This window comes from Streptococcus sp. SCPM-O-B-15277 (M60), from assembly GCF_058200335.1.
Genome location: NZ_JBYQGR010000002.1, coordinates 11,803 through 26,019, shown reverse-complemented (window position 1 = coordinate 26,019; position 14,217 = coordinate 11,803). Strand labels below are relative to the sequence as shown.

Genomic DNA, 14,217 nt, shown 5'->3' with positions numbered 1-14,217 from the left:
CACTTCCTTATTTGCGTGCAACTCCCAAACTATCCAAGACTTCTGGATAGAGCTTGTACTCTGTTTCGTGGATGCGAGTCTCGAAAGTATCAAGGGTATCATTCTCTAGACGTGGCACACGGACTTGTTTGATAACCTTGCCAGTATCAACGCCAGAATCCACCCAATGAATAGTCACGCCAGACTGGTCAACGCCTGCATTCCAAGCATCCTCAATACCATGAGCGCCTGGAAATTCAGGGAGATATGCCGGATGAATATTGATGATACGACCTTCATAAGCTTCTAACAAGGTTGACCCGACGATTTTCATGTAGCCTGCGAGACAAACGAGGTCAATCTGGTGTTCATCCAAGAGTTCGACGATGGCTCCTTCATAGTCTGCCTTGTTTTCAAACTCCTTGAGTTCAAAAGCGTAGGATAATACCCCAAGATTCTCTGCACGCTCAAGTACATAGGCATCGCGATGATCTGAAAAGACAAATTCTACTGGAAATTGTTCCGCAATCACCTGAAAGTTTGAGCCGTTACCAGAGGCAAAAACAGCAATTTTTTTAGCCATTATTTAATCACCACACTAGCATCTGTCTTCTTCACAATTCGACCGATTTCATACACAGGCTCGTCGAGAAGTTCTTTGACACGTTTCACATATTCTGGCTTCACCGCAAGCATGAGACCAATTCCCATGTTAAAGATTTCAAACATTTCTTCGTGTTTAATTTGGCCATATTTTTCAAGGGCTTTGAAAATTGGAAGGACTGGGACTTTGCTTTCGTCAATTTCAGCAGCCAAGTCATCCGCGAACATCCGTGGGACATTTTCGATGAAACCACCACCTGTGATGTGGGCGATTCCGTTGACCAATTCTTCTTTGATGAGTGGCAAAGCTGCTTTGACGTAGATACGAGTTGGTTCCAAAAGAACGTCTTTAAGTTTCTTCCCTTCAAGTTCTGGGAGAACTTCTTCTCCTGTATAGTCCGCAAAGACACGACGAACAAGGGAATAACCATTTGAATGGATACCGCTTGAAGCAAGACCAAGAAGCACGTCTCCCTCTGCTACTTTTGAACCGTCGATGATTTGGCTTTTTTCAGCAACACCGACCGCAAATCCAGCCAAGTCATAGTCGTCTTCACCGTACATACCAGGCATTTCAGCAGTTTCACCACCGATGAGGGCTGCACCAGCTTGCACACACCCTTCGGCCACACCAGCAACCACTTGTTCTAGCTTAGCTGGTTCATTTTTACCAGTTGCGACGTAGTCCAAGAAGTAAAGAGGCTCTGCACCTGCAGCGATGATATCGTTAACACACATGGCCACACAGTCTTGACCGATGGTATCGTGTTTGTCGTACTTAATAGCCAGCATGAGTTTAGTACCAACACCATCTGTACCTGAGATCAAAACAGGTTCTTTGACACCTGTTTTTGAAAGGTCAAACATGCCACCGAAACCACCAAGAGCTCCCATGACACCTGCACGCTCTGTACGGGCAACGTGTTTTTTGATCCGTTCTACAACCTCATAACCCGCTTCAACGTCCACACCCGATTGAGCATACGCATTCTTATTTGTCATTTGTTTATTCCTTTTCCTTTCCTTCAATGGGAAATTTTATTTGTAAAAACTCGTTTTTTCTTCCAAACTTCTACGATATTCTTCTTCATAGTCATAGAGAGGAGTTGGATATTTCCCATCAAAGTAAGCCACACAGAGACCGCCATTTGGCGCATCTGTTTCAATCCCAATAGAGTTAATCAAGCCATCAATTGAAAGATAGGTCAGGCTATCCGCACCAATGATTTGGCAAGTTTCCTCAACGGTATGATTGGCCGCAATCAGCTCCTGACGTGTCTGGATATCAATCCCGTAAAAACATGGATAGGCAAGAGCAGGACTCCCGATGGCAACGTGCACTTCTGATGCCCCCGCTTCTTTCAAAAGTTGGACAATGCGACGAGATGTTGTTCCTCGTACAATGGAGTCATCAATCATGACAACACGCTTGCCTTTCACGACACCAGAAACGGCAGAAAGTTTCATCCGAACCCCTTGCTCACGCAATTCTTGAGTTGGCTGGATAAATGTACGTTGGGTATATTGGTTCTTGATGAGACCCATTTCATTTGGTAGACCTGATTCTTCAGCAAAGCCCATAGCTGCGCTGAGAGAGGAGTTTGGCACACCGACTACGATATCAGCTTCGTGCTTGAACTCGCGTGCCAATTGAGCTCCCATTCGCTTACGGGCTGTATGGACATTGACACCATGGATATTGGAGTCAGGACGAGCAAAATAGATATACTCCATGGAACAGATAGCCAACTGAGTATCGTTTGTGTAGCTATCATACTGGATACCATTGTCGTCAATAATGACAATCTCGCCTGGTTTCACATCGCGAATCCACTCAGCACCGATGACTTCAAATGCACAGGTTTCAGATGAAACAACAACTGCTCCATTAGCCATTTTCCCGATTGATAGAGGTCGGAAGCCATTTGGATCAAGGGCTGCAATTAACTTATCTTCAAACATCAAGAGATAAGCGAAACCACCTTTGACAAGACTAAGTGCTTCCTTGATTTTTCCCATCAAATTTGGATTGTGGCTACGGCGAATAAGATGAGCCAAAATTTCTGAATCTGAAGTTGAGCTGAAGATTGCCCCTCTTTGTTCCAATTCTTGCTTGAGAGATTCTGCATTGGTCAGATTCCCATTATGAGCCAGACCAAACTGCATATCGTGAAAGCGGAAAAGGAAAGGTTGGATATTGTCTACAGAAGCTTCTCCCGCAGTCGCATAACGCACATGTCCAATCGCTCCAGTTCCTGTCAATTTATCCAAATTAGCAGGATTTTTGAAAACTTCTGATAAAAGCCCCATATCACGATGGCGCTTCAATTGTCCGTGGTCATTGGAGAGGATTCCTGCCCCCTCCTGACCACGGTGCTGAAGACTGTGGAGACCAAAATAGGTCAACTTAGCAGCATCTGGATGTCCCCAGATACCGAAAACACCACATTCTTCATTAAGAGATTTTACTTCGTATGTCATTTTATATACCTTTTATTCTCCAGTAAAGTATTTAACCGCTGATGCAAAGAGATGTTGATCTTTATTGCCTGGAATATTTTGGAAGAGACCGTCTTCGAAACGTTCTGAGTGACCCATCTTACCAATAATTTGACCGTTCTTGCTGGTAATACCTTCGATCGCATTAACAGAACCATTTGGATTGTATTTAGAATCCATGCTTGGTTTACCATCAAAGTCAACATATTGGGTAAAGATTTGACCATTGTCACGAAGCTCTGCAAATTCCTCAGCTGTCACGACAAACTTCCCTTCACCGTGCGATACTGGGATGGCATGGATGTCACCAACTTCTACTCCGGCAAGCCATGGTGAGTTGGTGTTGGCAATACGTGTCTCAACCATCTTGGCCACGTGTTGGTTAGCATCATTGTAGAAGAGGGTTGGACTGGTGCTACTTGCATCTTCAAAGTTACCGTATGGAAGAAGACCTGATTTAACAAGGGCTTGGAATCCGTTACAGATACCGATAATCAAACCACCACCTTCGATGAAGCTATCAATAGCTGCACGTACTTTTTCATTGAGCAAGATGTTGACGATGAATTTAGCTGATCCATCTGGTTCATCCGCTGCTGAGAAACCACCTGCAAAGAAGATAATGTTAGCTTTTTCGATATTGTCAACCATAGTGTCAACAGACTTGACAATAGCCTCTTCATTAAGTGTTACAAATGGTACCAAGTTGACTTTTGCACCTTCTTTTTCAAAGGCTTTAGCTGAATCGTACTCAGAGTTAGTACCTGGGAATACTGGGATGTAAACCACTGGTGTCTCAACTGTTTCTTTAGCTTTGATAACTGCATCTGATGTTACAGCAGGCACTTCTTCCAACTCAGTTGCTTGTGCAAATTCCGTTGGGTAAACTTCTTCCAATTTACCTTGGAAGGCACTGTCAAGTTTGTGTCCATCAAGCGTTACATCGTTGACAGTAAGTGTAAAGTCAGCTGCTGTTTGTCCAATCTTGGCAACACCTGCAATCTCTTCCGGAGATGTGAAGATAAATCCACCCAATTGAGCTGTCAAAGCAGTCTCAAGATTTTCAAGGGCTACAGTGGCACCAATATGGTTACCAAAACTTGCAAGTGCAAGTGCTTCAAGGACACCTCCATATTTGACAGCTGATGCAGATGTGACTTTATGATCAGCTTGGATGGCTTCAAACTTAGCAAAGTTAGACTTGATGAGATCGAAGTCAATTTCTTGTGCCAAAGCTTGACCAGGAATGTAGTAAATATTTTCACCAGTAGCTTTGAATTCTGGAGAAAGAACCTTACGGCTATCTGCAGTTGTTACCCCAAAAGCAACCAAGGTTGGTGGTACTGTCAATTCTTCAAAGGTACCAGACATAGAGTCCTTACCACCGATAGATGGCAAAGCAAGTTGAATCTGAGCTTCGATTGATCCAAGGAGAGCAGCTACTGGTTGACCAAAACGCTCTGCTTGTTTATCCATACGCTCGAAATATTCTTGATAAGAGAAACGAGCCTTAGACCAGTTTGCACCAGCAGCAACCAAACGAGCTGTTGCTTCGATGACTGCATAAGCAGCGCCATGATATGGAGACCATTCTGCTACATAAGGGTTGAATCCTTGCGCCATAACAGAAGCAGTTGTTGTCACGCCATGTTGGACTGGCAATTTCTGTACAGAAGCTTCCGTTGGTGTGATTTGGTAGCGACCACCGAGTGGGTGATTGACTGTTGAACGACCAACTGAACTATCAAAGATGGTTTGTAAACCTTTTTGACTTGCATGGTTGAGGTCAGCCAAGACTTCAAGAGTATCCGCTTCAAGGGTTTCAGCAGATGTTTGACGTTCTTCTGGAAGCTTGACATCCTTGTCAACCACCTTAGCATCTACAACCACACGTACACCGTTTGTATCAAGGAAACGACGTTCCAAATCAACGATGGTTTCACCATTCCAGTGCATGACAAGATTTGGTTTTTCAGTCACTGTCGCTACGACAACTGCATCAATATTTTCTTTGTTACATTCAGCAACGAAAGCATCTACATCTTCTGGACGAACCACTACAGCCATCCGTTCTTGAGATTCTGAGATAGCAATTTCTGTACCGTTTAAACCTTGGTATTTCAATGGCACTTTGTCTAGATCAATTTCAAGACCATCTGCCAATTCACCGATCGCCACACAGACACCACCGGCACCAAAGTCATTTGATTTCTTGATCAGACGGGTCACTTCCCCATTACGGAAAAGACGTTGAATCTTACGTTCTTCGATGGCATTCCCTTTTTGAACCTCAGCACCAGCTGTTTCAACAGACTCAACTGTTTGAACTTTAGATGAACCTGTCGCACCACCGACACCGTCACGTCCAGTCTTCCCACCGAGCAAGATAATCACATCACCAGCTTCAGGTTTTTCACGGACAACATTTTCCTTAGGAGCCGCACCGACAACTGCACCTAGCTCCATACGCTTAGCAACGAAACCTGGGTGGAAGTATTCACGAACATAAGTTGTTGCAAGACCAATTTGGTTACCATATGAAGAATAACCATGAGCTGCTGTTTTAGAAATCACTTGTTGTGGCAATTTACCAGCGCGAGTTTCTGAAATTGGAGCCGTGATATCACCAGCACCTGAGATACGCATGGCTTGGTAAACGTATGAACGACCTGACAATGGGTCACGAATGGCACCACCGATACAAGTAGCCGCTCCACCAAATGGTTCAATCTCCGTTGGGTGGTTGTGTGTTTCATTCTTGAACATAAGAAGCCATGGTTCTTTGACACCATTGACATCCACTTCAATTTCAACTGAGCAGGCATTGATTTCATCAGACACTTCCATGTCATCCAAACGACCATTAGCACGCTCATAACGGCCAAAAATAGTCGCCATATCCATCAAGGTTTGAGGTTTTTCTGTACGTCCCAACTCATCACGCATGGCAATATACTTGTCATAAGTCGCTTGCAATTGTTTTTCAAATTTAGAAGCTGAGAAGTCGATGGTTTTCAACTCAGTTTCGAAAGTTGTGTGACGGCAGTGGTCAGACCAGTAAGTATCCAAAACCTTCAACTCAGTCTCAGTCGGTACACGTCCAATGGATTTGAAGTAATCTTGAATGAAGAGAAGGTCATCCACTTCCATTGCCAATCCTTGCTCAGCCTTATACTGTGCAAAATCTTCTGCTGTATATGTTTCAAAGAAATCCAAATTTGGAATGGTCTTGTCAGACTCAGAGAAATCCTGTTTCGCAATACCAACAGTGATGTCTTTGAAACGAGAATCCACTGGGTTCAAGAGATAGTTTTTAACAGCTTCCAATTCATTCGCATCAATATCCTTATTGACCAAGTAAAGTTGTGCTGTGTTCACTGTTACATCATTTGAACTACCCAACAAAAGCAAAGCTTCTTGTGAAGACGCCGCACGTTGATCAAATTGACCAGGCAAACTTTCGATAGCAAAGAAAGCATACTTCTCAAGGTCAGCCTTAACCTCAGCTTCATCCAAAACAGTATCGGTCACCTGCTCAGAAAAAATATGTTTTTCCGCACGCGCAAACAAATCCTCTGCCAAACCAAAAACATCATAAACCTGAACAATCCGAAGATCATTCAAAGTTTTCAACTGAAGATTATGTTGTAATTCTTTTACTAAAGAGTCAGATTTGACACGAAAATCAGCTTTTTTCTCAACGAAAATACGTTTATCCATTTTAGTTCCTTTATCTATTTCTACTTAAAGATTGTAGTGACGACCAAGTAAAACTTTACTTCAATCCCTGCAACTTCTCTAACACGACCTTATAAACATCCGTTAGACTGCCCAAATCTCTACGAAAAACATCCTTGTCCATGTGGTGCCCTTCAGCATCCCAAAGGCGGCAGTTATCTGGAGAGAATTCGTCTGCCAAGATGATTTTGCCATCCTTATCAAAACCGAATTCCAATTTGAAATCAATCAAACGAAGACCAATTTGCGCAAACCAATCTTTCAGCAATCCATTGATACGACGCGTTTCTTCCTTGATATAAGCGATTTGTTCATCATTGGCAATATCCAAAAACTTCACATGCTCATCATTGATAAATGGATCATCCAAATCATCGTTTTTGTAGTAAAATTCAACGATTGGAGTTTTCAAGTCCAAACCTTCTTCAACACCGAAACGTTTTGAGAAAGAACCCGCAGTCACGTTACGAAGCACAACCTCCAAAGGAATGATTGAAACCTTCTTGTTCAATTGTTCTGTATCAGAGATACGTTCGATAAAGTGAGTAGCCACACCCGCAGCATTCAATTTTTCAAAAATAAGAGACGAAATCTGATTATTGAGCACACCTTTGCCTTCGATGGTCTCTTTACGAGCACCATTAAGCATGGTAGCTTGGTCCTTATAAACGGACCTAATCACATGTTCGTCTTCTGTAGTATAGATATCTTTAGCTTTTCCCGTATAAATAAGTTTGCTGGACATTTTATTATTCGCCTTTCGTATTACTTTGCCTCATTCTAACACAAAAATAAGCATAAATCAAATGTTTTACGAACGTAAACGCATTCCCTTCTGAGTTTTATAAAAACTGTAAATCGTTTTAAGATTACAGTTTTTAAATATTATTTAAGAAAAAGTGATCATTATTCCCAATTCAAAAAATCATCCAAATAATAGCGTAAATAACTTTTCTTGCCTATGATTATTTGTAAGTGGCCTTCTAAACCATACCTAAGATTTTCAGCTTGTTCTCGAGTTATTTTTGTTTCCGCTTCTATTTTAAAGAAATTTCCTTGGTCAGTTTTGGTTGCAATTGTATCAATACTAGTGATAGTAGAAACAAGTCTCACTTGACCATTAGCGCCATTAGTCGTGGTAAAGCGTACAGAATCTCCAATCTTGATTCCCACAATATCTTTTGAACTAAGATAGGCCGTCAATTTTGTTTTCCCTTCTCTATCTAATAGTGGATATAATTTAGCCAGTAATGTTCCTTCTGTGACGACCGCAGATTGATTCCTTTCAGGATTGAGATAAAGAACTCCGTCTTCCTGGGCTCTTATTGTTCCTTTTTCAAGTAAGCTAGTTTGATTTTTTTTGCCTATTTCTCTTTCTAAATCATCTTGCTCTACAGCTATCTGCTCTTGTACAGTCGAAGAATTCTGAGAAAAGAGACCTATATTTGGCTGTGCAGTACTGTTCTTAAGGTTACTTGTTTTACTTTGATGATGTCTAAAACTCTCCAACTGATTAACATTGGCTTCATACTGAATCACATCTCCAACCTCCTGATACTGAACAAGTAAATCTCCTCGTTGCACTTGCTTGTTCTCTTCCAGATAATTAACTACCATCCGCCTATTACTAGTTGACTGGATATTAGCAATGATACGACTAGGTTCAACTGTAGCTTTCGAAGATAAACTAATTTCCTTTTCTGCAAACATTGCAAATCCAAACATAAACACTACCAAAAGTGACATAGGAAAAATCACTCGACTGGAAAAATTATGATAACGTCGATTATAAAATTCCGCACTTTCTAAAAATTCAAGGTACATTCTTTCTCCTTTCTAACAGTTAACTAAATGAGCATAAAAACTATTTCGAGCAAGCAAGTCAGCATGATTGCCCTCTTCTACAATCTTACCTCGATCCAAAACAACAACTTTCTCCACCCGTTCAGCAATAGTCAAGCGATGAGCAATGAAAACCAAGGTCTTATCTAGATTCATGAGATTGTCCACTATCCGTTTCTCTGTTAAGATATCTAGACTGCTCGTCGCCTCATCCAAAATCAAGATAGGGGCATCTGTCAAGAGAGCACGCGCCAAAGCAATCCTCTGGCGTTGACCACCAGAAATCCCGGCTCCATCAGAAGTCAATTCTGTCTGGTAATTCAAGGGCATACGCTCAATATCTTCACGAATTTCTGCTAGCTCAACTGCACGTAGTATATCCTCCTGAGTCGTACCCTCCTTGGCTCCAAGGAGAAGATTTTCTAATATTGTTCCATTAAATACATAAGGTTGCTGAGGTAAATAGTTGATATGTTGGCGCAGAGACTTTTTATCAATCTGATTTAAATTCATATCCCCCAGTCTGATTTCTCCCTGACTTGGGTTGAAAAAATTAACCATCATCTTAGCCAAGGTCGACTTCCCTGATCCTGAAACCCCTACAAGAGCTATTTTAGAGCCCTGTTTGATGTTCAAATTGATATCCGATAAGATATCTTGACCATAATCATACTTGTAGTGAATTCCCTTAAAAGTCATATCTCCTTGAACCATGCTCAAATCCTCTACCATTTTCTGTCCTTCAAACTCAGAGTTGACCCGATACACCTCGTTGAGACGACTATTCGCAACTTGAGCTGTTTGGAGCTTACTCTGAAGGTTGATAATGTTTTCTAAAGGATTGGTGAAATAATAAAGAAGCGTATTATATGTAATAAACTGGCCTAAACTCATCTTTCCATCCATAACGAAATTAGCACCCATCCATAATACGCAGACATTTAGCAGCAGTTGAGCAAATTTTTTAAGAGCTTTTTGCTGACTTTCTGCTCTGCTATAAGTAAAGGACCTTTTCAGATAGTCCACAAATTCCCTATCAAGCTTTTGGTAGCGTGTTTTTTCGCTAGCTAAGGATTTAATCGTTTCAATACCATTAATATCCTCTATAATAGAAGATGATAGGGTTGCATTTGCTTCCATGGTATCCCGGTTCATCTTTTCAAAAGGTTTCATAAAAGCAATAATAATTACAGCATAAATAGGAAGCCCCAATAAGCTCATGAAAAAGAGATTACTATTTTGCAAAAACAAAATTATGGAAATCATCAACATCATAGATATATCCAAAAAAATTGAAATAATGGTTGAAGTCAAGGCATCTATGATACTATTAGCATCTGTAAATCGTGACACGATCTCCCCCGTCCGACGTGTTGCAAAAAAGGACATAGGTAGATTAAAAATATGTTTGATATAAGATAAAATAACATCAATCGATAGACGTTGCCCAAGGATAATTAAAAGGTAATCTTGAGCAAAAGACAAAATCTGTTGAAGAGCATAAACGATAACAAGGCATATAGAAATAATACTTAGGGTCGAAGACGTCTGATTCGGTACATAAGTATCAATAATAGATTGTAGATAGTATGAACCAACGATGTTAATAAAGGTTACTAGAACGGTCGCTAATATGATATTGGTGATCAAACCTTTCTGATTTATCAAAATAGGTAGAAAAGAAGTCAAACTCTGATTCTTGTCCTTATGTGGCTGATAATTTGGGGAGGGAGCCACAAAGATAGTTGTCCCTGTCCATTCTTCTTCAAATCTTTCACGCGATAGTTTGGTCAATCTAACCTCTGGATCTGGATCAGCTATATGAATGTTCTGCTGATCCATCCCTGTCACTACATAATAATGAAAGAATTCTTTGTCCTTAAGCACGTGAACCACAAAAGGAAAGATTAAATTTGGAGAATCAAACAAAGTCATGTCTGCTTGAATTGCTTGTGGCTCAAAACCTAATGTTTCCGCAGCCTTCACCAGACCCAAAGCTGTCGTCCCATTTATAGTCGTTTTGGCTAATTCACGCAGACGTGCTAATGAATAATGGCTTCCAAAACAGCCAAACACCATGGCCAATGAAGCCACTCCACAGTCCTTCTGATCCATCTGTGAGCGATAGTGTTTTTTTCTGAATTTCATATTCTTATCCTTTTCTTAACAACCTAATTAAAAGTTCTGTAAGACTATTTTAGCCAAACAAAATAAGAAATTGATAACTCTTTCTAAAAAAACAGTATCTACACCCAAATAGCACTTTTAAAAGTTTAAGCAAGCATTTGGATTTTATAATTCGTTAAAATAAATATTCCACACGACAAAAAAACAACATGCTCTGCATGTTGCTTTTTTTATATTCTATTTTTGATAATTTCTAATACATCTGCGACGCTATTGAGGTTGTCGATTTCTTCATCACTAATTTCGATTCCAAATTCGTCTTCGATTGTTAAGATAAATTCCATCAAATCCACAGAGTCAGCATTCAAATCATCCTTCAAACTCAAGTTTTCGGTTACAACAAAGTCTTCTCCTTGACGTTCTTGGATAATCGTAACAACACGGTCAAAAATTTCTTTATCTGTCATATTATTCTCCTGAAAATTCACGCGCAGTTTGTGCAACTACATCTGTCTCAAGCATGGTACGAATCTGACGAAGCGTACTGTATACAGCCTTAGCGTCACTTGAACCATGAGTCTTAACAACAGGCGCCTTAACGCCAAACAAGACGGCACCACCAACATCTGAATAGTTGAGCTGTTTTTTCAAACCTCTGAGATTATCCTTGAGAAGGAATGCGCCGAGCTTGGCTCTAAGTCCGCCACCTACAATGGCATTCTTAAGTAATCCCATGATCCCCATAGCAGTACCTTCAATAGCTTTGAGAACAGCGTTTCCCGTGAAACCATCGGTTACGACTACATCTGCAACACCATCCATCAAGTCACGTGCTTCCACATTCCCGACAAAATTCAAACTCTCGTCAGCCGCTAATAAGTCATAGGCTTCCTTGCGTAGTGGATCTCCCTTACTGCTTTCTGTACCGTTGTTCAGAAGGCCAATACGGGGATTTGCAATACCACGAACATTCTTGGCATAGAATGAACCTAGAATTGCGTATTGATGGAGGTGATGAGCTGTATTTTCGGCATTAGCTCCGAGATCCAGCATATCAAAACCCTTACCATCAATCGTTGGCAATGTTGACATAAGCCCAGGTCGGTCGATATTTTTGATACGACCAACGATGAAAAATCCTGCCGCTAACAAGGCTCCTGTGTTCCCAGCAGAGAGAACAGCGTCTGCTTCTCCATCCTTGACAGCCTTAGCTGCCAATACCATGCTGGCATTTTTCTTCTTGCGGATGGCTTTTGTAGGCTCGTCATCAGAGTCAATTTTCTCATCTGTATGGATAATGCTGACGCGGTCTGTAGCTGTTAGATATTGCTTGATTTTACTTTCGTCTCCGTAAAGTTGAATCTCAATATCTAAAAAGTCAGCAAGGGCTTGATTGACACCCTCTACAATAGCTTGTGGTGCATAATCGCCACCCATTGCGTCTACTGCGATTTTTTTCATTTGTCTTCCTCTTTTAGTAATTGTCCCCAGTCGGCTAGGGAATCAATAAATTTCTTTGATTTTAGGTGAATACCGACATATTCCTCGTAGATTTGATCTATAAACTTACGCAAATCCTGCTTAATTTCAGACTTGAGCGAGATAGTCTCCAAGGTCTCAAAATCAATGGCTTGAAATTGATTGAGCAGATAAGGAATATTCGGATTCAAATGGCATCGTTTTTCATCTTCGTGGTAATGATCTGGGCAAAGGCAGGCACCATACTTGAATGAAAAATCAAAGGCCTGCCCCACACGATGACAAAAGGTACACTCATTAAAGTTGAGGCTGATTCCAAAACGTGTCAAAATTTGAATTTCAAAAATATTGGTCAAAACCTGATAGTCTAAGCCCTCTTCCATCAACTCCAAAGTCTTTTGCAAAAAAGCAAACAAGGGTGCGTCCTGCTGATTATCCTGCAAACTAGCATCTGCCAAGGCTGCAACATAGGTTGCATATGCCATAACAAAGAGGTCGCTATTGATTTTCGGAAAAGTCTTTACCTCATGGTAATCCTCGATATAGCTGAGTCCATCATCGTTAACCTTTAAGAGAAAACGAGCCAGCACCAAGGGTTGAATGACTGGAGCAAGTTTAGATTTGCTAGCATGTTTCACAAAAAACATCCGTTTCCCAGCTTGCTCTGTAAAGATTTTGACCAGCTTATCATCCTCACGAAAGTTACGATTGTAGAGCACCAGGCCTTGACTCGTAATAGACTGAATCATGCTTCTTTCATGTACTCCTCAAGACGTTTCATAGCTTCTTTAATCGTTTCCATGCTAGCTGCATAAGATAGGCGAACATACCCTTCTCCGTACTGACCAAAGGCAGCACCTGGGATAAAGGCAACAGCCTTCTTATGAGCAAAATCTTTTAGGAAAGCAAAAGAATCTTGATTGTAACCTGCAGGAATCTTAGCAAAAATGTAAAAGGCTCCATCTGGTTTGATAATCTCAAAACCAAGGTCCGTCATCTTCTCGATAATGTAGTCCCGACGTTGAATATACTCTTTCTTCATAGGTTCTGCATCGTCTTTACCAGCTGTCAAAGCTTCTACTGCAGCATGTTGCGTCATGGTATTTGCAGCAGTAACCAAGTACTGGTGACTCTTGATGAGTTGAGCTGTGAAGTTTGCTGGTGCAAAGATAAAACCTAAACGCCATCCTGTCATGGCATGGGATTTAGAAAGGCCGTTAATGATAATGGCTTGATCTCTCAGCATCGTTCCCAAAGAGACATGATTTTCCCCTGTATAGGTCAATTCTGAGTAGACCTCATCGCAGACTACGAAAATCTCATACTTACGTAGAACGTCTGCCAAGGCTTCTAATTGCTCGCGACTATAAGTGATACCAGTTGGATTAGCTGGATAGTTGAGAATGACGGCCTTAAGCTTGTCACCCTGCTCCAAAATTGCCTTTTCCAACATCTCAGGAGTCAAGACAAAACCATTTTCAGTCGTATCAATCTCGACAATCTCTGCACCAACTAGATTAACTATTGGCTCATAGCCAGGATAGGCAGGAGCTGGCAAGAGAACCTTGTCTCCTTCCTCCAAAATAGCTGTCAGAGTGGCTGATAGAGCCTCTGTCGCACCAATTGTGACCAAGATTTCATTCTCTGGATTGTAGTCTAGCTGATATTTCTCTTTTACAAATTCACTCGCCGCCTGACGCAATGTCAACAAACCACTCATCCCTGTATAGTAGGATTGATCTTGGTCAATGGCTCGCTTTGCAGCTTCCTTGACATGATCTGGCGTTGTAAAATCTGGTTCTCCCAAGGTCAATCGCAGGACACCAGGAATCTCTGAAATAGCCTGGTCAAATTGACGAATCAAGGAAACTTGTATCTTATCTAATTGTTTATTAAATCGTTTGGTTAAGTCCATATATATCCTCCTTGATCAAAGAACATATATCTATT

The 14,217-nt window shown here is 41.2% G+C and carries 11 protein-coding genes; all 11 read right to left on the bottom strand.

All coding sequences use genetic code 11. The features are described from left to right. Positions 1 to 7: 7 nt before the first annotated feature. The 11 genes from purN to AC3E9F_RS03535 all read right to left on the bottom strand — a co-directional run bounded on the left by purN (position 8) and on the right by AC3E9F_RS03535 (position 14,182). The gene (purN, locus tag AC3E9F_RS03585; RefSeq protein WP_263394227.1) at positions 8 to 562 is read right to left on the bottom strand and encodes a phosphoribosylglycinamide formyltransferase; all 555 of its coding nucleotides are present in this window, start codon (positions 560 to 562) and stop codon (positions 8 to 10) included. Beyond that, complete coding sequence (gene purM / locus AC3E9F_RS03580; protein WP_263394226.1) at positions 562 to 1,584, bottom strand: phosphoribosylformylglycinamidine cyclo-ligase; 1,023 nt, start codon at positions 1,582 to 1,584, stop codon at positions 562 to 564. The genes purN and purM overlap by 1 nt, the downstream gene beginning before the upstream one ends. Before the next feature lie 36 nt (positions 1,585 to 1,620). Beyond that, on the bottom strand, positions 1,621 to 3,063 hold the full coding sequence (purF, locus tag AC3E9F_RS03575; RefSeq protein ID WP_214262555.1) for an amidophosphoribosyltransferase: 1,443 nt from the start codon (positions 3,061 to 3,063) through the stop codon (positions 1,621 to 1,623). Positions 3,064 to 3,075: 12 nt separating this feature from the next. Then, positions 3,076 to 6,801, bottom strand: a complete 3,726-nt coding sequence (locus tag AC3E9F_RS03570) for a phosphoribosylformylglycinamidine synthase (protein WP_263394225.1) — start codon at positions 6,799 to 6,801, stop codon at positions 3,076 to 3,078. Between the two features lie 55 nt (positions 6,802 to 6,856). Beyond that, on the bottom strand, positions 6,857 to 7,564 hold the full coding sequence (gene purC, locus AC3E9F_RS03565; RefSeq protein ID WP_263394224.1) for a phosphoribosylaminoimidazolesuccinocarboxamide synthase: 708 nt from the start codon (positions 7,562 to 7,564) through the stop codon (positions 6,857 to 6,859). A 161-nt stretch (positions 7,565 to 7,725) separates the two neighbouring features. Beyond that, on the bottom strand, positions 7,726 to 8,643 hold the full coding sequence (locus tag AC3E9F_RS03560) for an HlyD family efflux transporter periplasmic adaptor subunit (protein ID WP_263394223.1): 918 nt from the start codon (positions 8,641 to 8,643) through the stop codon (positions 7,726 to 7,728). 12 nt (positions 8,644 to 8,655) lie between these two features. Continuing rightward, positions 8,656 to 10,809: a peptide cleavage/export ABC transporter ComA gene (gene comA / locus AC3E9F_RS03555; RefSeq protein ID WP_263394222.1), complete on the bottom strand. Its 2,154-nt coding sequence runs from the start codon at positions 10,807 to 10,809 to the stop codon at positions 8,656 to 8,658. Between the two features lie 209 nt (positions 10,810 to 11,018). After that, the gene (locus tag AC3E9F_RS03550) at positions 11,019 to 11,255 is read right to left on the bottom strand and encodes an acyl carrier protein (RefSeq protein ID WP_263394221.1); all 237 of its coding nucleotides are present in this window, start codon (positions 11,253 to 11,255) and stop codon (positions 11,019 to 11,021) included. Between the two features lies 1 nt (position 11,256). Continuing rightward, a complete protein-coding gene (plsX, locus tag AC3E9F_RS03545; RefSeq protein WP_263394220.1) occupies positions 11,257 to 12,249 on the bottom strand; it encodes a phosphate acyltransferase PlsX in 993 nt (330 codons plus the stop codon). Next, positions 12,246 to 13,016: a DNA repair protein RecO gene (gene recO / locus AC3E9F_RS03540; RefSeq protein WP_254727198.1), complete on the bottom strand. Its 771-nt coding sequence runs from the start codon at positions 13,014 to 13,016 to the stop codon at positions 12,246 to 12,248. Before recO ends, plsX begins: the two co-directional genes overlap by 4 nt. After that, on the bottom strand, positions 13,013 to 14,182 hold the full coding sequence (locus AC3E9F_RS03535) for a pyridoxal phosphate-dependent aminotransferase (protein WP_263394219.1): 1,170 nt from the start codon (positions 14,180 to 14,182) through the stop codon (positions 13,013 to 13,015). The genes recO and AC3E9F_RS03535 overlap by 4 nt, the downstream gene beginning before the upstream one ends. Positions 14,183 to 14,217: the final 35 nt, after the last annotated feature.